25 protein-coding genes and 1 pseudogene are annotated in these 26,699 nt (G+C 34.1%); 10 read left to right on the forward strand and 16 right to left on the reverse strand.

Translation table 11 applies throughout. The features are described 5' to 3' along the window. Window positions 1-103: 103 nt before the first annotated feature. The 5 genes from trpS to H8R22_RS02415 all read left to right on the forward strand — a co-directional run bounded on the left by trpS (window position 104) and on the right by H8R22_RS02415 (window position 5,087). Window positions 104-1,081, forward strand: a complete 978-nt coding sequence (trpS, locus tag H8R22_RS02395) for a tryptophan--tRNA ligase (RefSeq protein WP_187009119.1) — start codon at window positions 104-106, stop codon at window positions 1,079-1,081. Between the two features lie 162 nt (window positions 1,082-1,243). Further along, entirely contained in the window at window positions 1,244-1,918 is a 675-nt protein-coding gene (locus H8R22_RS02400) for a response regulator transcription factor (RefSeq protein ID WP_187009118.1), read from the forward strand. 1 nt (window position 1,919) lies between these two features. Next, entirely contained in the window at window positions 1,920-3,308 is a 1,389-nt protein-coding gene (locus H8R22_RS02405) for a sensor histidine kinase (protein ID WP_187009117.1), read from the forward strand. 76 nt (window positions 3,309-3,384) lie between these two features. Beyond that, window positions 3,385-4,107 (forward strand): adenine nucleotide alpha hydrolase family protein, encoded by a 723-nt coding sequence (locus tag H8R22_RS02410; RefSeq protein WP_187009116.1) that lies wholly within the window; start codon window positions 3,385-3,387, stop codon window positions 4,105-4,107. Window positions 4,108-4,163: 56 nt separating this feature from the next. After that, on the forward strand, window positions 4,164-5,087 hold the full coding sequence (locus H8R22_RS02415; RefSeq protein ID WP_225875982.1) for a bestrophin family protein: 924 nt from the start codon (window positions 4,164-4,166) through the stop codon (window positions 5,085-5,087). Window positions 5,088-5,172: 85 nt separating this feature from the next. Here H8R22_RS02415 and H8R22_RS15725 read toward each other — a convergent pair. Further along, window positions 5,173-5,268: pseudogene (locus tag H8R22_RS15725) on the reverse strand (DprA-like winged helix domain-containing protein); the annotation flags it as partial. A 775-nt stretch (window positions 5,269-6,043) separates the two neighbouring features. Between H8R22_RS15725 and H8R22_RS02425 the strand changes: the two are divergent. Beyond that, a complete protein-coding gene (locus H8R22_RS02425) occupies window positions 6,044-6,586 on the forward strand; it encodes a hypothetical protein (protein ID WP_187009114.1) in 543 nt (180 codons plus the stop codon). A 451-nt stretch (window positions 6,587-7,037) separates the two neighbouring features. On the opposite strand, the gene dprA is transcribed toward H8R22_RS02425, so the two are convergent. Then, complete coding sequence (gene dprA, locus H8R22_RS02430; RefSeq protein ID WP_187009113.1) at window positions 7,038-8,138, reverse strand: DNA-processing protein DprA; 1,101 nt, start codon at window positions 8,136-8,138, stop codon at window positions 7,038-7,040. Window positions 8,139-8,241: 103 nt separating this feature from the next. On the opposite strand from dprA, the gene H8R22_RS02435 reads away from it, so the two are divergent. Continuing rightward, window positions 8,242-9,183 (forward strand): HU domain-containing protein, encoded by a 942-nt coding sequence (locus tag H8R22_RS02435; protein WP_187009112.1) that lies wholly within the window; start codon window positions 8,242-8,244, stop codon window positions 9,181-9,183. A gap of 1,230 nt (window positions 9,184-10,413) precedes the next feature. Here the strand turns inward: H8R22_RS02435 and H8R22_RS02445 are convergent. The 3 genes from H8R22_RS02445 to H8R22_RS02455 form a co-directional block, all read right to left on the reverse strand. After that, complete coding sequence (locus H8R22_RS02445; RefSeq protein WP_187009110.1) at window positions 10,414-10,722, reverse strand: EthD family reductase; 309 nt, start codon at window positions 10,720-10,722, stop codon at window positions 10,414-10,416. A gap of 202 nt (window positions 10,723-10,924) precedes the next feature. Beyond that, window positions 10,925-11,476, reverse strand: coding sequence for a carboxymuconolactone decarboxylase family protein (locus H8R22_RS02450; RefSeq protein WP_187009109.1), 552 nt, complete (start codon window positions 11,474-11,476; stop codon window positions 10,925-10,927). Window positions 11,477-11,549: 73 nt separating this feature from the next. After that, window positions 11,550-12,119, reverse strand: a complete 570-nt coding sequence (locus tag H8R22_RS02455) for a TetR/AcrR family transcriptional regulator (protein WP_187009108.1) — start codon at window positions 12,117-12,119, stop codon at window positions 11,550-11,552. 177 nt (window positions 12,120-12,296) lie between these two features. Here H8R22_RS02455 and H8R22_RS02460 point away from each other — a divergent pair, with 177 nt between their 5' ends. Next, a complete protein-coding gene (locus H8R22_RS02460; protein ID WP_187009107.1) occupies window positions 12,297-12,929 on the forward strand; it encodes an SDR family oxidoreductase in 633 nt (210 codons plus the stop codon). Between the two features lie 198 nt (window positions 12,930-13,127). On the opposite strand, the gene H8R22_RS02465 is transcribed toward H8R22_RS02460, so the two are convergent. The 10 genes from H8R22_RS02465 to H8R22_RS02510 form a co-directional block, all read right to left on the reverse strand. Further along, on the reverse strand, window positions 13,128-14,342 hold the full coding sequence (locus H8R22_RS02465; protein WP_187009106.1) for a multidrug effflux MFS transporter: 1,215 nt from the start codon (window positions 14,340-14,342) through the stop codon (window positions 13,128-13,130). Window positions 14,343-14,468: 126 nt separating this feature from the next. Further along, the gene (locus H8R22_RS02470; protein WP_187009105.1) at window positions 14,469-14,873 is read right to left on the reverse strand and encodes an OsmC family protein; all 405 of its coding nucleotides are present in this window, start codon (window positions 14,871-14,873) and stop codon (window positions 14,469-14,471) included. Window positions 14,874-14,940: 67 nt separating this feature from the next. After that, window positions 14,941-15,372, reverse strand: coding sequence for a hypothetical protein (locus tag H8R22_RS02475; protein WP_187009104.1), 432 nt, complete (start codon window positions 15,370-15,372; stop codon window positions 14,941-14,943). Window positions 15,373-15,606: 234 nt separating this feature from the next. Then, on the reverse strand, window positions 15,607-17,877 hold the full coding sequence (locus H8R22_RS02480; RefSeq protein WP_187009103.1) for a helix-turn-helix domain-containing protein: 2,271 nt from the start codon (window positions 17,875-17,877) through the stop codon (window positions 15,607-15,609). A 48-nt stretch (window positions 17,878-17,925) separates the two neighbouring features. Beyond that, complete coding sequence (locus H8R22_RS02485) at window positions 17,926-19,665, reverse strand: ABC transporter ATP-binding protein (protein ID WP_187009102.1); 1,740 nt, start codon at window positions 19,663-19,665, stop codon at window positions 17,926-17,928. 35 nt (window positions 19,666-19,700) lie between these two features. Next, entirely contained in the window at window positions 19,701-19,943 is a 243-nt protein-coding gene (locus H8R22_RS02490; RefSeq protein WP_187009101.1) for a hypothetical protein, read from the reverse strand. A gap of 357 nt (window positions 19,944-20,300) precedes the next feature. Next, window positions 20,301-20,726 (reverse strand): lasso peptide biosynthesis B2 protein, encoded by a 426-nt coding sequence (locus H8R22_RS02495; RefSeq protein ID WP_187009100.1) that lies wholly within the window; start codon window positions 20,724-20,726, stop codon window positions 20,301-20,303. Next, window positions 20,710-20,988: a PqqD family protein gene (locus tag H8R22_RS02500; protein ID WP_187009099.1), complete on the reverse strand. Its 279-nt coding sequence runs from the start codon at window positions 20,986-20,988 to the stop codon at window positions 20,710-20,712. The genes H8R22_RS02495 and H8R22_RS02500 overlap by 17 nt, the downstream gene beginning before the upstream one ends. A gap of 218 nt (window positions 20,989-21,206) precedes the next feature. Continuing rightward, window positions 21,207-21,812, reverse strand: a complete 606-nt coding sequence (locus H8R22_RS02505; protein ID WP_187009098.1) for a sulfotransferase domain-containing protein — start codon at window positions 21,810-21,812, stop codon at window positions 21,207-21,209. Next, entirely contained in the window at window positions 21,802-22,716 is a 915-nt protein-coding gene (locus H8R22_RS02510; protein WP_187009097.1) for a hypothetical protein, read from the reverse strand. Before H8R22_RS02510 ends, H8R22_RS02505 begins: the two co-directional genes overlap by 11 nt. 57 nt (window positions 22,717-22,773) lie before the next feature. Between H8R22_RS02510 and H8R22_RS02515 the strand changes: the two genes are divergently transcribed. Next, complete coding sequence (locus tag H8R22_RS02515; RefSeq protein ID WP_187009096.1) at window positions 22,774-24,576, forward strand: asparagine synthetase B family protein; 1,803 nt, start codon at window positions 22,774-22,776, stop codon at window positions 24,574-24,576. A 47-nt stretch (window positions 24,577-24,623) separates the two neighbouring features. Next, window positions 24,624-25,859 (forward strand): nucleotidyltransferase family protein, encoded by a 1,236-nt coding sequence (locus H8R22_RS02520; protein ID WP_187009095.1) that lies wholly within the window; start codon window positions 24,624-24,626, stop codon window positions 25,857-25,859. Window positions 25,860-25,927: 68 nt separating this feature from the next. Here the strand turns inward: H8R22_RS02520 and H8R22_RS02525 are convergent, their stop codons facing one another. Beyond that, complete coding sequence (locus H8R22_RS02525) at window positions 25,928-26,503, reverse strand: OmpH family outer membrane protein (RefSeq protein WP_187009094.1); 576 nt, start codon at window positions 26,501-26,503, stop codon at window positions 25,928-25,930. Between the last annotated feature and the right edge of the window lie 196 nt (window positions 26,504-26,699).

Raw genomic sequence — 26,699 nt, forward strand, 5'->3', positions numbered from 1 at the left:
TGCCTTTGAACTTTTTGAACACCTAATTCTTTACTGAAGTATTTTAAAAATTTAACCATTAAATAAAAAACTTTGCGAACTTTGCGATTCAGAAAAAAATAAAATGGCAAAAATACTTACCGGTGTACAAAGTACAGGAACACCTCATCTCGGGAATCTATTAGGTGCAATTATTCCAGCGATCGCACTATCGAATAAACCAGAAAACGAATCTTTCCTTTTCATTGCTGATTTGCACTCGATTACTCAAATAAAAAATGGAGAAACGCTACGAACTAACACCTACAGTACAGCTGCAGCTTGGCTAGCTTGCGGTTTAGATATAAACAAAGTGGTTTTCTACAGACAATCAGATGTGGCACAAACAGCAGAGTTGTCTTGGTATTTAAGTTGTTTTTTTCCATTTCAGCGCCTTACGCTAGCTCATTCCTTTAAGGACAAAGCAGATCGCTTAGACGACGTCAACGCAGGGTTGTTTTCGTATCCGATGTTAATGGCTGCTGATATTTTGTTGTATGATGCCGAAGTAGTACCAGTAGGGAAAGACCAACTACAGCACTTAGAAATTACTCGTGATGTAGCCTCACGTTTCAACCACCAAATGGGAGAAACCTTTGTGATTCCTGAAGCTAAAATTCAAGAAGACAGCATGCTTATTCCAGGGACTAACGGTGGTAAAATGAGTAAATCAGCCAATAACATCATCAATATATTCCTTGATGACAAAGCCTTGCGCAAGCAAATCATGGGTATTGAAACCGACAGTACGCCACTAGAAGACCCTAAAAATCCTGAAACTTGTAATGCTTTTGCTATTTACTCTTTATTAGCTAATGGCGAGCAACTAGCAAGAATGAGAGCAAATTACCTAGGCGGTAATTATGGTTACGGGCATGCTAAACAAGCCTTGTTTGAGCTCATATGCGAAACTTTTAAGACTGAGAGAGAAAAATACAATTACTATATTAATAACCTGACAGAAGTAGATGCCTTGCTTAAAATAGGTGCGAATAAAGCAACAGCAGTTGCCAATGGCGTATTATCAAGAGTAAGAGAGAAATTAGGATTTGAAGTATTGTAAGATATTTTAAAACCTACCAATTATAAAATCAAAGGCTCTAATTAAATATTAGAGCCTTTGATTTTTATAACTAAACGGTTCATAATTAATTCCTAATTTTATGTCGTTAATCATTTAAACACTAAAGTATTATTATTTTTGTAAATAACGAAATTACCTAGTATGAAACTGCTTATTGTCGAGGACGAACCCAATTTACTGGCGATTTTACGAAAAGGACTCTCTGAGTCTAACCACGAAGTAAGCGTTTCTTTAGACGGAAAAACTGCTCTTGAAATGATCTCTAACTACACCTTTGATGTTGTTGTTTTAGATGTAATGCTACCTGATATAAACGGAATCGAAATATGTAGAAGAGTTCGAGACGCAAAAAATTTTGTTCCTATTTTACTTTTAACAGCCTTAGGAACCTCTGAAAACATTGTAACAGGACTTAACGCAGGAGCAGATGATTACTTGACAAAACCTTTTAAGTTTGGTGAACTCGAAGCTCGCATTCAAGCACTCCATAGAAGAGCTATCCAACAACATGAAAAAGTTGAGGCTCTCGAAATAGGAGATCTAGTTATCAATTCACGAGCTAAAACAGTAGAACGTGAAGGCGTTTCAATTGTTTTGACTGCCAAAGAATTTAAATTACTTCTGTATCTGGCTAGAAATAAAGAAATGATTGTTTCAAGGGAACAAATCCTAGATAATGTGTGGGATATCAATTTTGACATGAATACGAATGTGGTCGATGTTTACATCAATTATTTACGTAAAAAAGTGGACAAACCTTTTGCTCAAAAATTGATTCATACCATAAAAGGATTGGGTTACGTTATAAAATTATAAAATGAATATTAGAAAAAAAGTAACTTTCACGTACGTTGCACTATCCACCTTTAGTACATTGCTATTGTGCGTGCTTGTATTCATAATGTTCCGGAAAAACAATCAATACCATTTCCTAAAGCGACTTGAGGACAGGGCTAAAATTGTTGCCTCTATAAATTTTCAAAACGATCCTGAAAAGAAGAGATATTACAGTAATCTTAAAAAAAATGGGCTTGAAGAACTTATCCAAGAAGAAGAATATGTGCTTAAGGTAAATAGTGAAAATAGCTTTGAGTACAATACTAAACTTGATGTACCTAATGAATTTTACATGCACATATTAGAATCTGGAAAAGACTGGTACGAGATCAACGATAAATACTATTTAGGACAAATATTCACAGAGAACAATCAAAAATATATTGTCATTGTTGGTGCGAGAGACCGTATGGGTAAAAACACTTTGATTTTTATTGTACGTATCATGTTTTTTGGGGGAATTGGCTTCCTTTTACTAGCCTATTTTTTTGGACGTTTATTGGCCAGAAGAGTGTTTTATCCGGTAGCTCGTATAACTAAGGAGGTGAAACGTATTAGTGCCTCTAACCTGCACAATCGATTACCACAGGTTAAAAATTCTCCTGAATTATCTGATTTGACAGACACTTTTAATGGAATGTTAGACCGCTTAGAAACCTCATTCGAAATTCAGGCTAATTTTATCAATAATGCTTCGCACGAATTAAAAACCCCAATAACAACAATTATTGCCGAGGCAGAAATCATGTTGCTAAAAGATCGAGAAACCGAGGAATACAAACAATCTTTAGGAAACATTTACAATCAAGCCGCAAGATTAGGAAACCTCACAGAAAGCCTGCTTAAGCTTACGCAAACGGGTTATGATGGTAAAAAGCAAGTACAAGACATTGCCAGAATTGATGAAATTTTATTAGGTGTGAAATCAGATATTGATAAAATGTATCCTGACAATCGAGTGATCGTAAAACTCAATTTCGCTCCTTCTGATTCTAATTTATTATTAGTTCCCTGTAACAAGCCTTTACTGGAATTAGCTATCAACAACATTATAACAAACGGCGTAAAATATTCAGATAACAATGAAGTGTTTGTCATACTTTCTGCAGATACCGAAAAAATAAAAATCACGATTAATGATATTGGTATCGGAATTCCTCCTGAGGATATTCCACATTTATACGAACCGTTTTTTAGAGGTAAAATTGCAGCTAAATACATTGGCTATGGTTTAGGGCTTCCGCTAGCGATGAAAATCATTCGCATGCATGAGGGAGAATTACAAGTACAGTCCGAAGAAAATAAAGGAACCATCGTGACAATTGTTTTTAAGAAAGCCAACATTAAAAATTTTAATGTTGAATCTTAGAAAATTCTAATTTTAACTTAAGGGCATTCTAAGGTAGGACTAAGTAATTTGTATGTATAAACAAATACTTAGTCTCATGAAAAAAATATTAGTTCCTACGACCTTACAACCTGATACTATTGCTGCGATACATTCTGCTGTCTCTCAATCAAACGTTCACGAATGCGAAATCATCTTATTATTCGTTTCTGAAGCCCCTGATACTTACTCGGCTTCACAGTTTTTGCGAGAAATGAACGTTGGTCATACCGCTAACCAAGAAGAAATACTTGATAAGTGTAAATCAATTATAAATCAAACACCAAACTGCAAAATTAAAATCCATAATCAATGTGGCTTATCTTCATTTATTTTTAAAGGTATTGTTGATTTATATGATGTGAATTTAATTGTATTTCCCAACTCGTACAAACAAGAATCTCGCAAAATCAATCAGTACTTATTGCAATTGGCTACGAACCAAAAATGCCCTATTCTACATCTAGGGCAAGAGCAAAAAGACATCAATTATAGCAAAGCCCTTTATGTTAAAAACAACCAAGACACAATTGGTCTAGAGACAATACAGCATTTTTTGAATAAGTATTTCCCTCTTGAAATAGTAAGTCAAACTACCAATACTACCGAAAATCAAGATGATGTCCTTAGATACATTAATGAAGCTATCTCAAAGCACGACATCGATATGTTAGTTCAAACACGCACTGTTCAAAAAATAAAGTTCAAAAAAACTAAGAGAGAAGACCTACATGAGAAAGTGGGACTTCCTGTTCTATCACTGTATGAAGAATTGGTGTAAATACTAAAAATTGATAATTAAAATTCGAATATATGTTGTTAAAAAAAAGAATTCCAATGCAATACGTACTTGGAAAAATCAAGAATGAGCTTGCTCTTGTGGTATCCTACACCATATTATTTGAAATTTTTCATCACTATTTCATTAACATCGATGTAGAAATCCCAATTGCTATTCCAGCAATAATAGGAACTATCATATCATTATTACTGGCTTTTAAGTCCAACCAGGCCTATGACCGCTGGTGGGAAGCTAGAATTGTTTGGGGATCTATCGTAAATGAATCTAGAACGCTGGTGAGACAAATGATCACTTTTTATAAAGATCCTGAGTTCTCAACTGAAGCTAGTAATTTTAAAGAAAAGTTTGCCAAAAGGCAAATAGCATGGTGTTACAGTCTAGGTCAGTCTTTACGGAACGAGGATGCCATTAAGCCCATCAAAAAGCTATTGTCTGAAGAGGAATTACGCTTTGTAAAGAACCACAAACACATACCTAACGCCTTATTAGTATTGCATGCAAAAGACCTTTACAAAGTATTAAAGGAAAAACGCATTACCACCTATCAACAAGTAGAAATAGATAATACACTAACCCGTTTGTGTGATGCGATGGGAAAATGTGAACGAATTAAAAACACCGTTTTCCCCACAACTTACAGCATTTATATTCGCTTTACGCTGTGCTTGTTTATCATACTCTTGCCGTTTGGACTAATTAGCCTACTAAGCTGGTTTGCTGTGCCACTGATTACAACAATTGCAGCGGCTTTTTTCCTGATCGAAAAAATGGCTATTCATTTGCAAGATCCCTTTGAGAACAAACCTACGGACACACCAGTTACGGCTATTGCACAAACAATTGAACAAAATTTGATTCAAATGGTCAATGAATACCAAAATGAATTTGAAAACCAAGAGATGATTGAACTCAAGAAAGTAATGGTAGCAAGTGAAAATGAAGCTTACTTTGTACTTTAAATAAAACCGTAAGGCATTGAGTAATCTTTAAAATGCTGGTTGTGTACTATTGAATACAAGACTACAGAATCCGTGATTTTTTTGCTTATATCGCCTCAAATAATTTACCTGGCAACGGCCTAACCACTCCTTTGAGCTCCATGTTAAGTAATATTCCTGAAATCCTGTAAATTGGGAAATCTCAAGGTTTATCTACTGATAGCAATTTATTCAGAATCAAATACACTCCACATATGAAATAAATATTAACAAAAAAACAATGTTGAAATACTAAAAAAAGCGGAGGACCTGAAATATCACTAAAAGTGGATATTGAAATTTATTATTAGAAACCATTAATTTGTTGATATCAGTATAAATGAATTTGTATATCTTTAAAACTAATCATAAAACAAAGGTAATTTTAATTCTACAACAATATCTTTTCAAATTAATATAAACAACACCACTGGTAAGATTCAATCCGGAGAAAGACAACCTTAAATTTTTAAATCATGGACAATACTTTTGAATTATCATTGCTTATTTGGCAAATAATATGGGTTTTTTTAACAATATTTATTTTGTATTTAATATATTTACTTTATCGGTTCTTAAAAAAAAATTGAATTTAAGGCGTTTACCACGAGATAATTACTATCGATATGATTCGCCCGCTACCTGACGAATCATATCGTCTGGTATTTTGTTGTAAATACTAATTTTTTACATCCCCGATAACGGATATATGTCTCTTCACATAGCGCGAAATTGGATTCCGTGCAAACACAGTCGAGCAAACAAAACAAGTCAACGAGCTATATTCCTTAAAAAATTATAGTTTTTAGTGAAAAAAAGAACATTCTTTTTTTTAAACTTTAAAGATGTTTTAAGTGAAGTATTGTGGACTTGTATGGATTGCCTTTTAAAGTATGCATGGATTGCAAATTCGCGCGATCAGATGCACACATAGTAGCATGGAAAAATTTAACACCAGCAAATCGAAAAAAGATAGTAGATACAATTATCATATTTCAAAATTAAAATCAGCCATGACAATAATTTCAAGAAAATTACCAATAATTATATGTTTAGGATGGTCCCTTCTATCATTTTCACAACACAGCAATAAATCAGAAAACACTACAGTATTAATTAATTTAAACGATAGCTCAATAGCAAACTTCTGTATAAACAATGAAAAGACAAAAGCACAATTTAGCTTTTATCTAAAGGGTTATGAAACGAAGCAAGCAATAATTGCAGGCGTGAAAAAATCAAAAAACGGACTTTCAACTAGTCTTGGTATTCCTACATTCATCTTCACCCTTTACAGCTCTACTATATTTTCTCCTAAAGCAGTAAAACCTGAAAATATAAAAACATTAAAAGGAATAAAATATATAACATTAAAAGAGTTCCAAAATAATCATTACAAATCTTCTACACCTACTTACATAATTCATAAGATAAATAACGGTACATATCTAAAATGGACAACATATTACATGACCGAATAACAAAAAACAGTCAAATTTTGCAACTGAAGCATTGAATATTGTAGGTTTCTCAACCTCGGGCTACTTCAACACTCCCGATCGCGCAAATATACCTCTACACAAGATAGTGGGGAAATATTCCGAACAAACAAAGTCGAGTAAACAAAACAAGTCAACGAGCTATATTCCTTCAAAAATTACAGTTTTTCGTGAAAGATAGAACATTCGTTTTTTGAAACTTTCAAGATGTTTTAAGCGAAGTATTGTGGATTTGTATGGATTACCTTTTGTAGTGTGCACGGATTGTAAATCCTCGCAATTAGTAGCGGAGAAAGCTGCGGCAGTCGCAAATGATGATCTAAGCAAGTGTTCGATAAAAATTATGCTTTAAGGTTTAATTACTTACTTAATTTAACCACAGATTCACAGATTAAAAATTACCATAATCTACGAGTCTGCGGTACGTTTTCATTCATATCGCCTCAAATAATTTCCCTGGCAATGGTCTCACTACTCCTTTCAGTTCCATGTTGAGTAATAATCCTGAGATCCTATAAATAGGGAAATCACAACGTAAGGCAATAATATCCATCAGTTCCTTCCCTGTTTTTAATAGGTAATCGTATACTTTTTGTTCATCATCGTCGAGCGTGACGAATAATTGTTTCTGCACCGGCTTTGCTTCTTTCTGGATATCCCAATTCAAGATATAAACCAAATCAGCGGCGCTAGTAAGCACATTGGCCTTTTGTGTTTTAATGAGGTTGTTGCAGCCTTGAGAGTATTTATCGGTAACGCGACCGGGAACCGCAAACACATCGCGGTTGTAATCATTGGCCAAGTTTGCCGTTATTAACGAACCACCACGATCTGCTGATTCGATCACGATAGTTGCTTCGGTCATACCAGCTACAATTCTATTGCGGCGTACAAAGTTCTCTTTATCAGGATTGGAGGCGCTCCAAAACTCGGTCATAAAACCACCATTCTCCTCCATCTTGGCCACATACTTTTTATGCGGTTTAGGATAGATTTGGTTCAAACCGTGAGCAACCACCCCTATGGTTTGCAATTTATATTCCATTGCCAGCTGGTGCGCCACAATATCTACACCATAGGCAAAACCGCTTACGATAACGGGATCTAGCGGTGCTAAATCTTCGATTAGCTTACGGCAGAACTCAGTTCCATACGACGTTATTTGTCGTGTACCCACGATACTAATCATTTTGCGGTCTTTCAAATCGATATTGCCAGAGGAGAATAATAAAACTGGTCCATCAATGCAATGTTTCAAGCGTTCTGGATAATCATCACTTTGAAAATGTGCTACCTTAACAGCATTTGCTTTTATAAATTCTAACTCTTTATTGGCTTTGTCAAAAACGGTTTGATCCTTTACATTTTTAAGTAAATTAGCCCCTACTCCGTCAATTGCTGCTAGTTGTTGCGCTTTTGTTTTAAAAACAGCTTCGGCCGAACCGCAATGCGTAAGTAACTTTTTGGCCATAATATCGCCTACACCCTCTACTCTTTGCAAGGCTAGTAAGTAAAATAAATCTTGATCTGTCATGCTAATTATTTGTAAGTGAAATATATGATTTTTTATTTTGAATTGTTAATAAAAATTGTGAATAAAATTTTGATAACTATTTTCATTGTATAACTTTGTCAACATGAACATCGAAAGCTACATCTCGCAATTATTATATCGTTATCAGTGTGTTACCGTTCCAGGTTTTGGTGCTTTTTTGACAGAAATCAAATCAGCTCAATGGATCGAAAGCGCAAACTCCTTTTTTCCTCCCAAAAAACAACTTTCATTCAATGCCCATCTAAAAAACAATGATGGTCTGCTAGCCAATCACATTGCTAGAACCGAAAAAACATCGTACGAATATGCCGTAAGCGCTATTCAGTACGAAGTGGTAAAATGGAAAAAAGGCTTAGAAGAAAATGGTGTTATTAGTTTAAAAAATATTGGCGAGCTAAGTTTAAATAGCGATAGTTACATTGTCTTTAAGCCAAGTGATCAAACAAATTACTTGACAACTTCTTTTGGCTTAGCCTCGTTTGTATCGCCGCTTGTAAAAAGAACTAATCTTGAAGAAAATACGGTTACAAAATTAGAAGCAGAAACGATTACTCTGGACACAGAGCAAAGAGTCACTCCATCTTACTTAAAATATGCAGCGGTAATAGCTCTTGGGTTAGGAATTACGGGCGCTGTAGGGTATCCTGTTTATCAAAACCAGATAGAATCGCAAACTGTTCTTGTTGAAAGTGCTGTTCAGAAAAAAGTGAATGCTAAAATTCAAGAGGCTACCTTTTTTATTAAAAGTCCAATACCCGCCGTTACTCTAGCAGTAAAGGTGAAAGAGAATAAAATGCCTTATCATATCATGGCTGGCGCTTTTAGAGAAGAGGCAAATGCTGATAAAATTTACAACCGGTTATCGACTTTAGGGTATAAAGCAAGGCGCATCGCCATAAACAAACACGGTCTTTACCCTGTTTTGTACGGCAGCTATGCGACTTTTGCCGAGGCAGAAAAAGCTCAAAAAGAAATTCAGAAAAATGATAATCCGCAAGCTTGGATTTTGATTGAATCTTTATAAAATTTTAACTAATTTTAGTTATCAGTACCTCCAAATAGCATCATGCTTCTTGGAGGTATTTTTTTTTGGAGCTCTTTCCAGCTATCCGCTATATCTCATTTCGCCTCGTAAAAACTCAGCTACATGAGGATTCCGCTACTATCTGGGCTAGGCATAGGACATCTAACACGAAAAGTGTCTAATTAACGCTGTTTTTGACTGATTTACGGTCAAAAAACGTTTGCTTGCGCTGCAATATGCTAATAAACTCGATTGTTGCTTAAATGAGGTTTTTAAGTCGTTTTTATTAATAGAACAATATAGGTCACTAAAAACAAAAAAATCTCAGAGGATTAGCATACCTTTTTACGTTTAATGTGTTGTGGGGATTCCTCCTGCGTCGGAAGGACAAAATGAAGAGAAGGACTTAAGAAAAGGAATTGCTATTTTTGACCGGAAATTTGAACATCTATTTTGTCTTGCTGAGGAACGAAGCATCTCTGCTAAACGAGCATCTTGAGGGGATTCCTCCTACGTCGGAAGGACAAAATGAAGGGAAGGACCTAAGAAAAGGAATTGCTGTTATTTACCGGAAATTTGATCGCCTTTTTTGTCTTGCTGAGGAACGAAGCATTACTGCTAAACGAGCAACTTGTGGAGGTCCCTCCTGCGTCGGATTGACAAAATGAAAAGAAGGACTCAAGAAAAGGAATTGCTATTTTGGACCGTAAATATGATCGCTTTTTTTGTCTTGCTGAGGAACGAAGCATCTCTGATAAACGAGCAACTTGAGGGGATTCCTCCTACGTCGGAAGGACAAAATGAAGGGAAGGACTTAAGAAAATAAATTACTATTTATGACCGGAAATTTGATCGCCTATTTTGTCTTGCTGAGGAACGAAGCATCACTGCTAAACGAGCAACTTGTGGCGCAATGACAAATTTTGCGGGAATGATAAAATACTGAGCGTGATTGTCGAGCAACTTGTAGAGATTCCTCCTGCGTCGGAATGACAAATTTTGTGCAATAATAAAATACTGAGCGTGATTATCGAGCAACTTATGGGGATTCATCCTCCGGCGGAAGGACAACTGTGGTGGGTTGACATAATAAAAGGGAAGGACAAAGGTAAAAGAATTACAAATAAAGAAACAAATATAATTACATGAAAAAGCAACCCGTTACAGAGTTGCTTTTTAGTTGTAACCACCTAAAAATTTACATGGTGTCCTTTAATTTACTTTTAGATCTTATAAGATCTCACTTATCTGCAATTCTCCCTCGACATTGGTATAGTTCGGTACATCGGCAGCGAAAGTGGCGGCATGCGGTCCAAACGAGGCTTGGAAGGCAGCAACCGATTCGAATTTTAGGTCAACTATAGCAAAATAGGGAGCTTTTTCTCCTGGCACTCTACCGCCTATTCCTAATACAAATTCCATTCCTTTTAGAGCATCGCTCAAAGCAGCTGCAATCATAGGAAGATGAGTGTTTTTGTAATAATCAATATCAAATTTTATATCCGCTGTATTGGGATACATGACGCTTACTTTTATCATGGTGTTTTTATTTTAAAATTTTACTAAAAGTACAAAACCTTATTGTAATCACTGGACATTCTGGTATTCACATTCCCGCAGCCCGACTTGAGTGGAGCTCTTTTTTGTGAAGCGTAGCGCAACAAAAAAAGCGGGAACGGAAGGCGGAATAGCTGTCCAAAGAATTAAAATAAGGTTTTATATCAATCTATCTAGTGATGGATTATTTTTTTGACCAAGCAAATTTTTGGAAAGCAGCGTCAACAGGCGTATTTGCGATATGGTTTGTATAGTTACTAATCACTTTTTGAGATAAACCAAGGATGATTTCAAGAACTTGTTGTTCCCCGTAACCTGCTGTGTAAAATGCTTGCAATTCTTCTTGAGAAACGTTTCCACGGTTACGAACCATGCTTATAGTAAATGTTCTTAATGACTCTAATTTAGGGTTAGTAAGTGGAGTTTCGTTACGTAAAGATTCGATAATTTCGTTATCAACTTTCATCATGTGAGCAATTCCTGTGTGTGCTGGAACGCAATAGTGACAAGCGTGCTCAACATTGATTGCTTGCCAAACTACTGTCAATTCTTCTTCGTTGAAAGAAGTGTTAACGAATAATTCGTGTAATTTTTGGTATCCTTCAAGAATACTAGGAGCGGCAGCTAATACACCGTGCAATCCAGGAATCATTCCGTATGCTTTTTGAGACGCTTCTAATAATGGTTTACTTGCTTCTGGAGCCGATTCGATTGTGTGCACTTTTAATGTTGTCATTGTATTGATTTTTAAAATTATAATTGTGTTAAATATATCTAAGCATTTGCTTAGTTTATGGTTAAAAAAATAGTTAGATGTTTTGGAACGTTAATTCAATGTAGTCTTCTATTTCTTGTTTGTTATTTACTCGTGATGCGGCAGCTAGACCGTGTTTTGCTAATACTAAATAGTTAGCTTGTTTGGCAATTGTTGCTTCGTCTTTAGTGCTATTTACAGCTAATTTTTCAATAAAAACTGTTTTCAAATTATCCATGAATTCCTTCATTTGCAATTGAATCAACTGGTCTTCGTTGTTTGCAAATTCATTGTAGGTATTAGTTAACAGGCAACCTTTATTGTCAAATTCTCCCATTTTTACAGGCATTTCGACTGAATCATAGAAAAATGTTTTGATGTCATTTACGCCATCGCTTCCGTTTTGTAATTTTTCGAAAACAGAATAGATTTTGCTTTTATAACATTTTAAGCTTTCTAAGAAAACCCCGTGTTTACTCCCAAAACTAGCATAAATAGAAAATTGATTGATACCCATTTCCTTTTCCAACATACGAACGGAAGTACTCTCATACCCATTGCGCCAGAACAAAGACATCGCTTTCTCTATCACTTCTTGTTCGTTATATTGTTTTGCTCTAGCCATATTTTATTTTATTCTGATGCAAAACTAAGCAACTGCTTTGAAATAAAAAAATTATTTGGAAAGTTTTAACTTATCTTAACGAATTCAATTTCTTAAAGAGAGTTAAAAAGTCATAACCTGAAGTTAAACGTATATTTTATAAGCCATTAGTATAAGAAGTTTTTGTAATTTTAGAATATGGAAAATATATTAGTAGCCAGTGCTAATGGCACCACTGGAAAAAAAATAGTAGCCATTTTAAATAAATCTCAACTTTACAATCCTATAGCAATGGTTAGAAAAGAGGAGCAGCAAGCTTACTTTAAAGACCAAAACATCGATTGTGTAGTAGGCGATTTGGAAAATAATGTGGCCTCCGTTTTTAATTCATCCATTGATAAAGTGATTTTTGCTGCAGGATCTGGCGGGAAAAATGTAGTAGGTGTAGATCAAGAAGGAGCCAAAAACTTAATTGATGCCTCTATAAAAGGAAATATTAAAAAATTTGTAATGCTAAGTTCTATGGGAGCTGACAAACCTGAAGAAGCAACGCAGTTAGTAGAATATTTGAAAGCGAAGCATAATGCGGATGAATATTTAAAAAATAGTGGACTTACCTACAGTATTGTGAGACCTGGAACGCTAACAAATGATTCCCCTATCGAATTGATTGAACTGCAGCAACACCTAAATAAACACGGAGAAATCAGTAGAGCAGATGTTGCTCAAACGCTAGTTCATTTTTTAGCAGATAAAATAGGTCTTAACGCAACTTTCGAAATTATAAAAGGAAATACTTCAATCCAAAAAGCATTGGGTCAAATTAGTTAAAGTAATATACATTGCGCAGTTTAGATTTGTAAGAGAATACAATTATTAATTCAAAATAAAAAACCGAAAGGACTTTATAGACTAAAGTTCTTTCGGTTTTTTTATATTTTGTTTTAAGCTGAGACAGAATTATAGTATGAATTAAGATACTTCTTTATTCAAGTCGTTCCTCTCCTATTTTAGTAATCTCATTCTATTTTAAAGGTTGGCTATTCTTCGTTTCTCGTCTATTTTTAAATAAATAAGCAAACCAACTGCCAAAGCAGAGCATATTGAAAAACCAAAAAATAATGGCAACGCTGTTTCCTTAATGAATCGGCCAATAAAGATACTGATAGGAACAGCCATAATTGTAGAAATGAAACCGGTTACTGCTGCGGCAATTCCAGCAATGTGTCCAACAGGCTCCATGGCCATAGCGCGTACATTTCCGAAAAGGAAACCAATACTGAAAAATTGCAATCCAAAAAACAACAGCAAAACACGTACATCCGGATTCGGCATATTATAAAATAAGGCTACATAGGTGGCCGAAACTACAAAGAAAGATATTAGAGCTACGGTAATTAATTTTTCCATTCCGTATTTTAAAACAAGTACACCATTTGAAAAAACAGCCGCGCCTATTGCTATTGCTAGTCCGGCGAATATATATGGGAATTCTTCCTCTAGATTATATTGATTCTGAAATATTTGTTGCGAACTACTCAAGTACACCATGAAAGATCCAGTAATAAAGCCAGAAATTACGGTAAAACCAATGGATCTTTTAAATTTTAGCAACTCTTTGAACTCGCCTATAAATCCTTTTTTGGAAAAAACTTTCCTGTTTTCAATGGATAAGGTCTCTGGTTGACGTTTCCAAAACCAGAACGAAACCAATATACTAATAACGACCTGAATATAAAAAATCCCATGCCAGTTGAAGTAATCAAGGACAAATTTACCCAAGGCTGGAGCAACGACAGGAACGAGTATAAAAACAACCGTTACAAATGACATAATACGTGCCATATAATCTCCGCTATACATGTCGCGAATAATGGCAATACTGATGGTTCTGGGAGCTGAAAGACCAATTCCTTGCAATATTCTTCCTAAAACCATCACCTCTAAACTTGTAGCATTTACACAAATGAAACTAGCGGCAATAAATAAGGCAAAACCCATGTAAACAACTGGCTTTCGTCCTAAACTATCGGATAGCGGACCAAAAACTAATGGACCAAATCCAAGACCCAAAAAAATCATGGTGATTAGTAGTTGGTTATCAACAACATTTGTGGTTCCAATGGTTATTCCAATAATTTGTAACGCTGGTAATAAAGCATCAATTGCTAATGCTACCACCGACATTAGTGATGCCATTAATGCGACAAATTCAAATTGAGACGTGCGGATAGTATTTTGCATACCGCAAAAATACAGTATTGAAATGGTTTCGGCACTTTTTCTTGGGATTTCAAAGCATTTTAGATTTGCCTTGCTACGTTCTAAAAGTCCATCAAAATTAGAAGTATAGGTACTATCAGACTTAAACTATTCAGTTATTTTTTTAACGGTACCGCTTATTGAGCAGCACAATTTTACTGTATTAAATATGGTACCAAACTTTTCAATGTTCTTTTGTAACAAATCAATGTTTAAGCTTTCGTCTTGGCTGTAAATAACTAGTTCATATTGAATTTCATCCATTCGTGGTGGCTTTTCAAGACGTACCGCTTTAATTTTTACTTCAGCTCTTATGTAATCAAAATCCATCATAGCCGAAAATCGGGCAACGTTTTTAAGAATACAAGCAGATAAGGAACCTAAAAACAATTCGGCCGGGTTGGGTAAACTTGCTTCGGTCTCAGGAGAAATACCAAAAGTAATAGCAGACTCTTTAATTTGAACTGCTGCATATTTAGTTGAGGATATACTTGCCACTACTTCGTATTCCATAGTATTTTTATTTAGATGTGGAGAGATTTCACCGCTTGTGTTACTATCAAATATACAACAAAGCAAATTAGATTGCTGCAGTACTATTTTGTATACCAGCATTTTCATTAATAATACGGATGAGTTTAGCAACATCCTCACTATTAATAGTATCGATTTGAAAGTTTTTTTTGAAACCTGATTTTTCAATAATTGTTAGTGTGCTATCTGTCAGAAGCACTTCGCTTACTTCATCAAAAGAGATCGACTTACTGATCCATTTGTTTAGTTTAATGTTCATACCAAGCTTATTCCATTCGACATAATTCCTGTACCAAAACATTTTAGAATAATAAATTGCAGTCAAAATATACCCCAAAGCTGATACCTTTTTATTGATTTCTGGATTAGTGAACGCGACAATCTCAAAGAAACCAAATACAATACATAGAAATGCTAGCAGTATAACAAACGTTGACCAATGTTTGAATCTCAAATGATTAAAATGAATTTTTTTCATATTCCCATAATTTTAATAGTAATCTAATAAAAAATGACCGGTAAGATAATTATTCCATTCAAATATTTAGAAAATATCTTATATTTTTGACCAATATTGCTCATGAAAATGAAATTGCCTTTTTAGCCCCGATAGCAGTGAAAATCCTTTGCTTTTTTTCTTTAAAAAAGTAAAGATTGCAACGTATAGCGGGAGGATTTGTTGTTAAAAACTACTCTCATACTGCTCCTAAAACTAATTCAAGCTAGCCTTGAACATGCGCAATTCGTCCCAGCTGTATTTATCGGCAAATTGCTCTTTCATAGCGTTTAGCGATTCTTCTTTGTAATGTTTGAAGGCTTCGCTTAATTCGGTTATTTTATCGCTAGGTAAAATATCTTGCACATTAACTTTTTTAGACTGAATAAGTTTTACCAAATGTCCCTCGATTGTCGCAGTCGTCAATTTACGAATGGTTGCAATATCTTGAACTGAATTTTTAGCAATCCACAATTCATACGTCTCCTCTACTGTGGACTTTTTCGGTGCTTTTTTATCCTTACTTTTCTTGGTGTATCGGTCCGCATCGGCTTCATCTTCGATTAAAGTAACATGTGTTTCCTTAAATTGATTTTGAATTGATTCGGTTTTTCGAGCCAAGTACTTTTTAATTTCTTCTGAGGTTAGCTTTTCTTTCGAAATTGTTTCACCAGCCACAACTGTTTCAATTAGTAACTTGGCTTTCATTAGTCGTAAAACAGCTTTAGACTGCATCTCCTCGAGTATGGTAAGTTCGTCAAAAAAAGCTTTCCCTTTCTTGAGGCGCTTTACCTCTTCGATTTTCCAAATGGTTTCAAAAACCAGATCGTCCATGGGTTTAAAAAAGTAATCGAAAGCCGCTTGGATGCGGTCTGAAACATGAATTAAATCGACGGTCTCACTTGCAAATATTTTGTTTAGTTGATGTATAAATTTTTTGGATGGGTCCAAAACACCTTCGATAGCATCCAATTGTTTTGCAGCCCAATTGGCATGTTTCGATTTGGTTGTATTTTCAGTCTTATCACCGTAACTAAATTTATGATTGCGCCATTCTTGGGCTAGATCATGCCAATCGAAACTGTTAATAAGGTAGTTATGAATAAAATTCTTGGTTTCAAAATGCAGGGAATTCTTCAGCAACTCTTCTGAAGCTTTGTTGAGCGCGTAATCCATCACATCTTGATCATTCGAAATACCATTCATTCGCAGCGGAGAAAGCAAAATAAGTCCTTCTAACGAGCGCAAACGTGATAATGCAACGTATGCTTGTCCAGGCATAAAAACTTGTGAAACATCAATCGCTGCCTTGTCAAAAGTCAATCCTTGACTTTTATGCACCGTTATAGCCCACGCTAATTTGATGGGATAATGTACAAAAGTTCCCAAAACCTCCTCCTCTACTTCCTTAGTAAAAGCATCTACTTTATATCGAATGTTTTGCCATTCGTATTTATCGACTTCAATAGTTTTATTTTCCTCTGGGAAATGCACAAGAATTTCTTGGCTAGAGAGCGATTTAATAATGCCCATTTTACCATTGAAATAGTTTTTTTCGAATGACAAATCGTTTTTTACAAACATGACCTGAGCGCCAACCTTAAGCTGTAACTTTTCCTCGACAGGGTAAATTTTTTCTGGAAAATCACCAACTATTTCTGGGGAATAGGTAATTAATTCTCCCTTTAAATCAGCTAAAGCTTGTGCATTCATGGCATCAGCTTTATTATTGTGCGTAGTAAGTGTGATGTATCCTTTATTGATTTTTAAGTCAAAATCAGGTTGAACATATTTGTTTAAAGCAGCCACATCAATGGCTGTTATTTTATTGTCTCTCAAATTATTAAGTACCGATATAAACTCGGTATCCGTTTGACGGAAAATGGTAGACAATTCGATATACAGCGGCGGACTTTGCTGCACTACATGCGAGTGAAAAAAGAATTTTCCTTTGTAATAATTGCGCAACGTACGCCATTCCTCGTCTCTAATTACGGGTGGTAATTGCAATAAATCTCCAATATACAATACTTGCACACCACCAAAAGGCGTCGTTTTTTTTCGAACTGTTTGCATCATATAATCCATAGCGTCAAGCAAATCAGCGCGCAACATACTGACTTCATCAATAACGAGCAATTCCATGTTGCGAATCACCGATTTTTTGAGACCGTTCATTTTAAAATGCCTGCGTAAGGTATCTTTAGACTCAAACTTAACCGTATCCGTAAATTGTGAATCAACATTAAACGAAGGAATGAAACCACCAAAAGGCAACTGAAACATCGAGTGAATGGTAACACCACCTGCGTTTAAAGCTGCTATGCCTGTAGGCGCCACGACTACTGTGTTTTTATGTGTTGTAGCAATTATTTCCTTAAGCAAAGTGGTTTTACCAGTACCCGCCTTACCCGTTAAAAAAACGGATCGTTGGGTTTGATTGATAAATTGTAAGGTGTAGGCAGCGGCTTCGGAAATAGTTTGCATGTGGCGTGTAGGGTATAAAGTTGCATTTTAAAATCGTCCTAAAAAGAATTACAATTGATCTTCGAACATGTCACAAAAATAGCTTTTTTGACTGATTAAAGTATCAAAATCGCCTTTCTCGACAATACGACCATTTTTCATTACATAAATGACGTCCGCTTTTTTCAATTGGGACAAACGGTGAGAAACTAAAAGAATCATTTTTTCTTTACCCCAAACACGCAATGAATTGTACAATTCACTCTCAGAAAAAGCATCTAAGGCACTAGTAGGCTCATCCATAACTACTAAATCAGCATCGCGATAAAACAAACGGGCTAAGGCTAATTTTTGCCATTCGCCACCACTTAATTGTTCCCCCATCCAAAACGTTCGACCTAATTTAGTGTCAAAACCTTGCTTCATTCTATCTATAAATGTTGAAGCACCACTGTTAATAGCTGCTTCATTTAAACGTTTTATATCAATGCTCTCTTTAGACCCTAAGCTAATGCTCTCGCCAACACTTAAAAAATATTTTTCAAAATCCTGAAAAAGGAAAACACTTTTCCTCCGGAACTCTTGGTTATCTATAGTGTACAAGGGTATGGAATCAATGGTAATCGCGCCATTATCATCGCTGTACAATCTTCCCAGAAGTTTAACTAACGTAGATTTACCCGAACCATTTGCACCTACAATAGCAATGATTTGCCCTTTGTCACAGGATAAAGAAATATCATGTAACACTTCTCGATCAGTATCTGGATACGAAAAACTAAGATTTTTAACCTCTATTCGTTTAGGTGAAACCGGAAAAGGAACTCCTTTATTACTAGAGTTGCTATCAGGAATATCTAAAAATAAAAACAAATGGTTGATAAACATGCGATGTTGAAATAACTGCACTAAGGCAGTCAAAAAACTCTTGGTGCCTGATTGTAATTTTTGGAAACCTTGTAAATAAATTACAAAAAGACCAGGAGTAATAATTTGCTCCCAAGTATTTTTTGCCAAGGATAAAAATATAAAACCAACTAAAACAATTTCACCCGCTTCGATGATAACGCTATAAAAATTTTGTTTGTTCTGAATGCTTTTTCGTTTTTTAAATAAATATTCTCTTAATGCACTATAGCGTGAAATAAATTCTTGACCAAAACCAAACAGCCTTACCTCCTTAGCATAACTCAATCCTGTTAAAACCTGCTGTAAATAATTAGACTCTCTCTCGATCGTGGCTAAGTTTTTCTCTTCACTAAAACTTTTTCGAGAAAAAAACCACTTTACTGCAAATAAGGGTAATGAAAGTAAAATTATGATTACTGCATACTGCCAATAATAATAAGCCAACATTATAGCAATCATGATTACGCTGCTAAACTGCATTAATAATGTACTAAAACTATTTAGCAATTGAGCTGCCTTGAATACCGCTTGTTGTTGCGCTAAATGCAAGGTATCGTGATAAATGGGGTTTTCGTAATAAGCAAAATCAACGGTTATTGCTTTCTCCAATACTTGCTTGGAGAGGTAATCACCCACTTTTTGTTGGTATAGTGAATTGACATAAGTTGCCATTTGAGCACAGACAGAGGAAATTAATTGTAATAAACAAAATCCAAGAACTAAAAGAATCACTTCGTTAAAGTCATGTCCTTTGGGACTAGTGATAATATCAATTATCTCCTTGGTAATATACAAAGACAATACAGGAACAACGGATTGCAACAAAACCAAAACAAAATAAATCAAGGCGTTTGCCGGAGAAGCCTGGTAGATTAATTGTAAAATATGGACATAATCCATTAAGATTTTTTTGACTTGCAATTGCTTTTTCACGTTTAAATTGCAAATTTAAGATTGAAACTTCTCTTTAACTCTAAGTAATTGTCATCGCAATTACAGTTGTCAGATCTCAATTGACGATTATGATCATATTGCTTTAATGACAATTCTACTAAAAATTTTCTACGGTCCGAAAACTCAGTTGACTGGATATTAAAATAATTTTGACCATCCAATTCTTCACTTTCTTTTGTAGAGAACGAATAGTTGTCGTTGAATAAATTAGTAACCTCTTTCATACTATTACTATTGTTTAGAGTTCAAATTTAGTATTTTGAACTTAATTGGTAAAAAAACAAGCTTTTTCTTTACAGAAGAAAGAAATTTTAAAAACTTTTACTTTTTTTTTTAACATAATTTTTTTTTTAACAGAAAAAAGAATACTTTTGTAGTATTATTTGTAAACAACTAAAAAACATAGATTATGAACATAGCAAAAAAACAATGGATGGCTCCCGTAGCTACTGAAATAGAAGTTAATAATGGTCCTCAAATGGGAACTGATGAAGTTTTTGATGCAACTGATGGAGATTCTTAATCAGAGAAATATTTTACTTACTAGTACAATAAAAAAGCTCACTTTACAGTGAGCTTTTTTATTTATTTAATACAATGTAATTATTTTCGTTACATCTACCCGAAATAAATTTGTCATTTACTTTCACCCAAGAATGTCCTTCTTTAACATTTTTCATCTTCTTAACCCCTACCTTATACTCAAAAGGAATTTTATACTTAATAAGCAAATAAACTGCCTGCCAAGATTGATGTCGGCACACATTCTTCCAAATCATGTATTTATTAACAATAGCAATTCCTAAGGCAATATCTTTTGCTATAGCCATTTTTTCTACCGTCAAAGTAGTCTTGTACTTTAGATTTTTACTTATATTTTCTGAAAAAGCTTGTTTTGAACCTATTAGTAAAAGTAAATTTCTGTATATTGATAAAAGAAAAACTAATACTATTATTTTTTTTTGACGAGCAGATAAAAGAAAAGCATTTCTAAACAGTCGCTTCATTTATGTATTTTTTTGCAATTAGATCGTCAATCGTCTTTTTTAGTTGAAATGTACATTCATCCTTTCCTACATGGTATTCTACCATCAATCGCTCGAGAATAGTTGAATATGTTAAACCTTCGTCTATATATTTCAAAATTGAAGCGTAGCTTTCATTTAAACTAATGTACTTGTTTTCTGTTAAAGCATATAAAACACCTTCTTCTTCAAGAGGAGTGAATATTACTTTATCAGTATTCAAACTATATTTCTTGTTTTCCATATTTATTTATTTAATTAATTTCTTCATCACAATATCCAAAACATTTTATCATCGTTTCGTTTAGGGTCACTATTTTTATATTTGTTCCTTCAATAACTCTTTTTTCCACCGTCATGCTTCTCCTTTAAAAAAGAAAGCAGAAGCCACATTTGGTCTCTTTGAGTCTCTTGGTAACCTCTTGTTCCTTTAAATTATTGACGTCGTAAGACTCGATCACTTTACATATGGTTATCATCATAATTCAATTGCATTTGCAAAGCGGCTTCCTTAAAAGTCGCGAAAGGGTCTTCTTCCAAATCCTCGTAACGAATAACATGGACTGAAATGTTTTTTTGATCGATCCCACTAGATGTATGTATGGCCCAAGTTCCTAACAATTGATAATATTGCTGTTTTATTTTACTTTTTTTAACAAAAACACTTTCCTCACAATTCATGTATTTATAAATAGTTTCCTCTATGTTCAAGCCTATATGGTTGGCCAAAGAAAGTACTACATCGAGTGGATTACGAATAAAGTATAAAGCTAATCGACTTCCAAACGAGGGAATTAATGGGAGCCCATCCCATCGAGAGTAGGTATACGAATCTTGGATTTTTACAAAAGATGATTTTGCACTTTCTTTGGCTATGTAAATAAAAGCGAGTTTCCTGTAATTTATTAATTCTCTCGAGCTTAAAACATCTACTGATAAGTCTAGTATGTTTTCGACATATCCTTTATCTGAAAAAATACCATCGTTTTGAAGTGCTGTTAAAAAACCACGAAACCAGGAGAGACCTGACTTATGACAGGAGGTCAATAAAATAATATTATTTCCCATCAACTTCTATAATTTGTTCAATTATTGCATCAGCAAAACTTTCAAAACTAAGCTTGTCTTTCGGTCTTAATGCTTTCCAAAAAGGCACCTTTTGCGCTATGGCGCTAATGGTTTTAAATTGTAAAAAATTTTTATTCATTCCTTCAACCCACCTATTTCGATAAATATTATCACCTAACAATTTCATTCCATCGATAGCTTTCATCTTTTCGATATGAATGCAATCACCTTGAATTTCTAAAAAAACAATTCCTCTCACTTTTTGGGAAGTACAAACAAAATCATCGTGAAATGCAATTCCGAACTTATTAATTTCTGCGCGCAATTGTTTAGCATCCGAATAGGTATAGACGTGTTGATTATCCAAGGTGTTTTGCCATGCTCTTAAAACAGGATAGGAGGCTGTAGCTACACAACTATTATTTTCAATGGATATTAACGCGGTATCATCTGTAAATAAAGTATATCCTTTTTCTTTTAATTTTAAAGCTGTGGTTGATTTCCCTGTTCTAGAAGGTGCGGCAAAAAGCCAAAGTCCTTTGTTTTTATCCAATACTCCCGAAACATGAAATGGCATTAAATTCCTTTGGAATAAGATTGCTGCTACACAATTGGAATAGAAAAACAATAAAATACTATCCCAGTCCTCACAAAGCGGTTCAATTATAACTTTATTACCGTTACTAACAAAATATCTAGCGATATCAGGTATTTGATAAAAAAATTCATTTTCATTAAAATGTGTAAACGGATTTTTAACGGTTGGCTCGAGCTTAAAATCCGGCCCAACTGAACCTAGAACTACTTCAAAATCAGGTTTCACATCTTCTTCAACAGCAATAAATGATGGTAGTGGTAAAGAAGAAGAACAAATTAAATTAAAAACCTTGTATTTGTACTGCATTAGCTCGCTTTATTTTGATATTTTATTAACTTAGCAAAAGTAAAAAAATACACTGAAATGAAAGGGTTTTTCGGCATTTTAAACTTAAAAAAAGATAATTTTAAAATAGCAACGGCTAATTATCTACAAAATAAATCAAAAAGAAATCTAACTATTCCTCTTACAACAGATGATATCTTATTAATTGATTTTGATTCGTCCGTAGTTAATGACGCTAAATCTAAAAATCTGCAGTATGTCGGTTGGTGCCGATTAGACAATATAACCGAATTACAAACGCTTTTGAATCTTAAAAGCACTGCCATTGAAAGTGAAGTGATCCTTACTGCTTATAAAAAATGGGGAGAAGCTTGTGCTGAGCATTTTATAGGCGATTTTAGTTTTGCTATATGGGATAGTGAACAAAAGACTCTTTTTTTAGCCAAAGATCAAATGGGTATTCGTCCCCTTTTCTATTTAGAACAAAATGGATTATTCTACTTTGGGACAACTATTCCTGAAATAAAAATAGCATTATTAGAAAAACCTTCATTAAATGAAATCTATATTGCTAAAGAATTAAGAAATTTCCCCCAAGAAATTGAGGATACTTTTTTTAAAGGCATTAAGCGTTTAAAACCGGCTCATTATATTTTCCTAAAAATAGAGGGAAGGTTAGAAGAAAAAAGGTATTGGGAACTTACGCCAGTTGATTTAAGTGAATGTAAAAGTGAAGAGGACTACCTTGTTTTGTTAAGAGCTACTTTTAAAGAAGCTGTTCTTTGTAGAATTAGAGATAAGAAAAATGTAGGATGCCAGCTTTCGGGAGGAATAGATTCCTCTGCTATTGCAGTACTTTTATCAAGATTAATGAATAATAAAAATCTACACACATACTCTTTCGTATTAGACGACTTAACAAAAACATATTCAGAAAATGCTATTGACGAACAAGGAACTCAGGAGGAAATTATCAATTATGCTAATTTAATTCGTGAGAATCATCATCATATCACTTCGTTCTACTACAAAAATGTCTTTGAAGAATTAGCTAAAAAAAATGCGGTAATGGGTGGCGTCGCTAATAGCGATTCTATCTGGCAAGATAGTTTATATAAAATAGCTGCTGAACAAAATAAAATAGAAGTTATATTCAGTGGTTTTCCGGGAGATGAAGGATTATCTCAAACAGGAAGTAATTATTTTTATGATTATTTAAATGATTTTAAAGTTTTTGCATTATTTGCTTTTATTATCAATTTTAGAAGAGCTGCCATAAAAAAGATAGTTCAATACTATAGAGCAAAAAAAGCTAATACATCAGCTTTGGGCTATGAGGAACTTCAGAGAAAAAGAAACATGCTAAACATAAAATCTGAATTCTACACAGAACTGAAAGATCCTTCATTTAAATTTAATCCGAGTTTTAAAAGCTGGCAAAAACAGCAAATTTGTAGAGCCCATACTACTTTGAGAGCAGAGTCAGAAGGTACTTATGCAAATCAATATAACATAGAAACTGTTTATCCTTTAGCTGATATACGTTTATTAGAAATCATGTATAGTTTACCGGCTGAATTATTTAAACCAAAGCCTTATTCAAGGGCTTTATTTAGGAATATATGTAAAGGAATTTTACCTGACAGGGTGCGCCTTCAAACTAAAAGAAATGGTTCTAAAACACTAGCTTTTGCAGACTATTGGGTAACTAAAAAATCCGTTGAACTTAACCATTATAAAATTAAGAATCATACTGGCCTGATGATGACCGAGGAGGAATACCATCTTAAAGAAACTGAAAATGAATTCATGCGAATGAAACGATTAAATACATTAAAAGAAATAGATTATCTTATAGATTTGAATTTACCGACGAATTAAAAAGCGCTATTAAATTCCTCTGAGAAATAAAAAAACAGTTTCTGTAAATGAACGCTACTAAAGACATAAAAAATAAATACGACTCTTCTATTGCCTTAATCGTTTTGTGCTGTAGAATACACTTTAAATCATCTAATTTAGATGATCTAAAGACCTTTATGGTTGCAAACGAAATTGATTGGTCAGTCTTTTATAAAAGTAGTTCTAAACAAAAGGTTAGACCTATCGTATATCGGATTCTATTAAAAACAGAATTACCCGAAACTGTAAAAATTACTCTTACCAATGAGTTAAATAAACTCACTTTACATAGTTTTGAACAAGCAAAAGAAACAGAGCGTATTATTTATTTATGTAAAGAAAATGGCGTGAATTTACTTCCGTATAAGGGAACTGCATTTTCCAAACAGTTTTTCGGTAACATCAATATGAGGGAGTCTAGTGATATTGATCTTATAATACCTCCAGATGACATCCCAAAGGCGATAGAAATACTTGAAAAAGATGGCTATTCACCCTATCAAAAAGAATACTACCAATGGGTAGGGCATGAACAATTCATAAAGTTTCATAAAGATTTTAGTTTTGATAAGCACGATAGTTCTAAGAGACTGCACCATGTGGAACTGCATTTTAACATTTTAGGCAAAACGACTTACTTACCGGATCACCGAAATACATTTGTAACACAGCAAACGACAAACTATAAACTATTTCAAAAGGAAGTTGATTGCCTACTTCCCGTAGAACATTTTAGAGCAGTAGCGTTACACCATATGCTCATGGATACCATGGGATATTTAAAAACGGTAGTTGATCTTGCCCAAATGTTTCAATCAATTCAAGATATACAATCAAATCAGGAACTGAATTCCAACGAAATTGCCATTTTGAAGACGATGGAAGAACAGTATAACTTATCGTTAGTAAAAAATTTAATAAAAAGTTTATTGGGTGTCGACTTAGCTATATATTCCAGTCAAAAATCAACAAATTCATTAAGTAAAAGAATTTTAAGTGGGTCTTATAGAAAGGTTAGAGAAAATAAGTCGCCCTTTTTTGATACTATTTCGTTTACCTATACACATCTTAAATATAGTACCTTTTTTTATGTAAAAAGAATAGATAAGTTCAAATATTTGTCTAAAAGTTTCATAAACATCATGCATCCGCAACCCGAGGATTGCATGTCTATCATCTTACCTAAGTACCTTTTTTTCATGTACTATATAATTAGGCCCTTTAGACTAGTATTCTTTCCAGGAGACCCAACAAAGAAATAAAATCAATAAAAAAAGCCTTCATTTCTAAATAAGAAATGAAGGCTTTTTTTATACTTATTCAGAAAAAATTATTTTTTTTCTTCCGTTTTTACTTCCTCTTTAGCATTTGTTTTAGAAGTAGCTTTGTATTTATCATTCAATGCTTTTACAACCTCTTTAGTAATATCATATTTGTCTTCAGCATATAAGACAGTTGCAGCATCGCCAGTTCCATATATGTAAGAATACCCTTTTTCTTTACCATAAGATTTGATAAACTTTTTAACGCCAGAAACTAACGAGTCCATTTCGGCACCACTCTCTTGTTGCAATTGTTGTGCTAACGCTTGTTGTGCATATCCTAATTCTTGCTCTCTTTTTTGTAATTCTGCTCCACGCTTTTGCGCCCACTCTTGACCATTTGCTTGTGCCTGTGCTTGAAAATTTGACGCATCTTGTTTGAAGCGATTAATCTCTGCTTCTAGTTGTCTTCCTTTCTCACTAGATTGCGCTTTATATTTTTCTTCAAGATCTTTTGCTTCTGTGTATTCTTTCATTAATACCGACGTGTCAACATAAGCAGTTTTTACTTCTTTAACTTCTGCTGTTTTGTTACAAGCAACAACTGAAATAGAAATTGCGATAAATAATAATACTTTTTTCATTTTGGTTTATTTCTAATTTATGTGTGTTAGCAAAAATATAAAAAAATAGATAGTATCCTAAAAAACTTTAATAAACAGTTAATTTTAATGGTATCGATTTTATTTATATAATATTAATTGTTGATAAGATGAGGCTATAAGAATCAACTTAAAAAGCTGCGATTTGCAGAATAAAGTCAAAATTTCCTTGACAACC

Origin of the sequence: Flavobacterium kayseriense (assembly GCF_014305095.1) — a bacterium.
GTDB classification, from domain to species: domain Bacteria; phylum Bacteroidota; class Bacteroidia; order Flavobacteriales; family Flavobacteriaceae; genus Flavobacterium; species Flavobacterium kayseriense.

Coding starts and splice junctions, on each gene's coding strand:
- trpS (WP_187009119.1), top strand. CDS start 104: ATGGCAAAAATACTTACCGGTGTACAAAGTACAGGAACACCTCATCTC.
- H8R22_RS02400 (WP_187009118.1), top strand. CDS start 1,244: ATGAAACTGCTTATTGTCGAGGACGAACCCAATTTACTGGCGATTTTA.
- H8R22_RS02405 (WP_187009117.1), top strand. CDS start 1,920: ATGAATATTAGAAAAAAAGTAACTTTCACGTACGTTGCACTATCCACC.
- H8R22_RS02410 (WP_187009116.1), top strand. CDS start 3,385: ATGAAAAAAATATTAGTTCCTACGACCTTACAACCTGATACTATTGCT.
- H8R22_RS02415 (WP_225875982.1), top strand. CDS start 4,164: ATGCAATACGTACTTGGAAAAATCAAGAATGAGCTTGCTCTTGTGGTA.
- H8R22_RS02425 (WP_187009114.1), top strand. CDS start 6,044: ATGGAAAAATTTAACACCAGCAAATCGAAAAAAGATAGTAGATACAAT.
- dprA (WP_187009113.1), bottom strand. CDS start 8,138: ATGACAGATCAAGATTTATTTTACTTACTAGCCTTGCAAAGAGTAGAG.
- H8R22_RS02435 (WP_187009112.1), top strand. CDS start 8,242: ATGAACATCGAAAGCTACATCTCGCAATTATTATATCGTTATCAGTGT.
- H8R22_RS02445 (WP_187009110.1), bottom strand. CDS start 10,722: ATGATAAAAGTAAGCGTCATGTATCCCAATACAGCGGATATAAAATTT.
- H8R22_RS02450 (WP_187009109.1), bottom strand. CDS start 11,476: ATGACAACATTAAAAGTGCACACAATCGAATCGGCTCCAGAAGCAAGT.
- H8R22_RS02455 (WP_187009108.1), bottom strand. CDS start 12,119: ATGGCTAGAGCAAAACAATATAACGAACAAGAAGTGATAGAGAAAGCG.
- H8R22_RS02460 (WP_187009107.1), top strand. CDS start 12,297: ATGGAAAATATATTAGTAGCCAGTGCTAATGGCACCACTGGAAAAAAA.
- H8R22_RS02465 (WP_187009106.1), bottom strand. CDS start 14,342: ATGCAAAATACTATCCGCACGTCTCAATTTGAATTTGTCGCATTAATG.
- H8R22_RS02470 (WP_187009105.1), bottom strand. CDS start 14,873: ATGGAATACGAAGTAGTGGCAAGTATATCCTCAACTAAATATGCAGCA.
- H8R22_RS02475 (WP_187009104.1), bottom strand. CDS start 15,372: ATGAAAAAAATTCATTTTAATCATTTGAGATTCAAACATTGGTCAACG.
- H8R22_RS02480 (WP_187009103.1), bottom strand. CDS start 17,877: ATGCAAACTATTTCCGAAGCCGCTGCCTACACCTTACAATTTATCAAT.
- H8R22_RS02485 (WP_187009102.1), bottom strand. CDS start 19,665: ATGGATTATGTCCATATTTTACAATTAATCTACCAGGCTTCTCCGGCA.
- H8R22_RS02490 (WP_187009101.1), bottom strand. CDS start 19,943: ATGAAAGAGGTTACTAATTTATTCAACGACAACTATTCGTTCTCTACA.
- H8R22_RS02495 (WP_187009100.1), bottom strand. CDS start 20,726: ATGAAGCGACTGTTTAGAAATGCTTTTCTTTTATCTGCTCGTCAAAAA.
- H8R22_RS02500 (WP_187009099.1), bottom strand. CDS start 20,988: ATGGAAAACAAGAAATATAGTTTGAATACTGATAAAGTAATATTCACT.
- H8R22_RS02505 (WP_187009098.1), bottom strand. CDS start 21,812: ATGGGAAATAATATTATTTTATTGACCTCCTGTCATAAGTCAGGTCTC.
- H8R22_RS02510 (WP_187009097.1), bottom strand. CDS start 22,716: ATGCAGTACAAATACAAGGTTTTTAATTTAATTTGTTCTTCTTCTTTA.
- H8R22_RS02515 (WP_187009096.1), top strand. CDS start 22,774: ATGAAAGGGTTTTTCGGCATTTTAAACTTAAAAAAAGATAATTTTAAA.
- H8R22_RS02520 (WP_187009095.1), top strand. CDS start 24,624: ATGAACGCTACTAAAGACATAAAAAATAAATACGACTCTTCTATTGCC.
- H8R22_RS02525 (WP_187009094.1), bottom strand. CDS start 26,503: ATGAAAAAAGTATTATTATTTATCGCAATTTCTATTTCAGTTGTTGCT.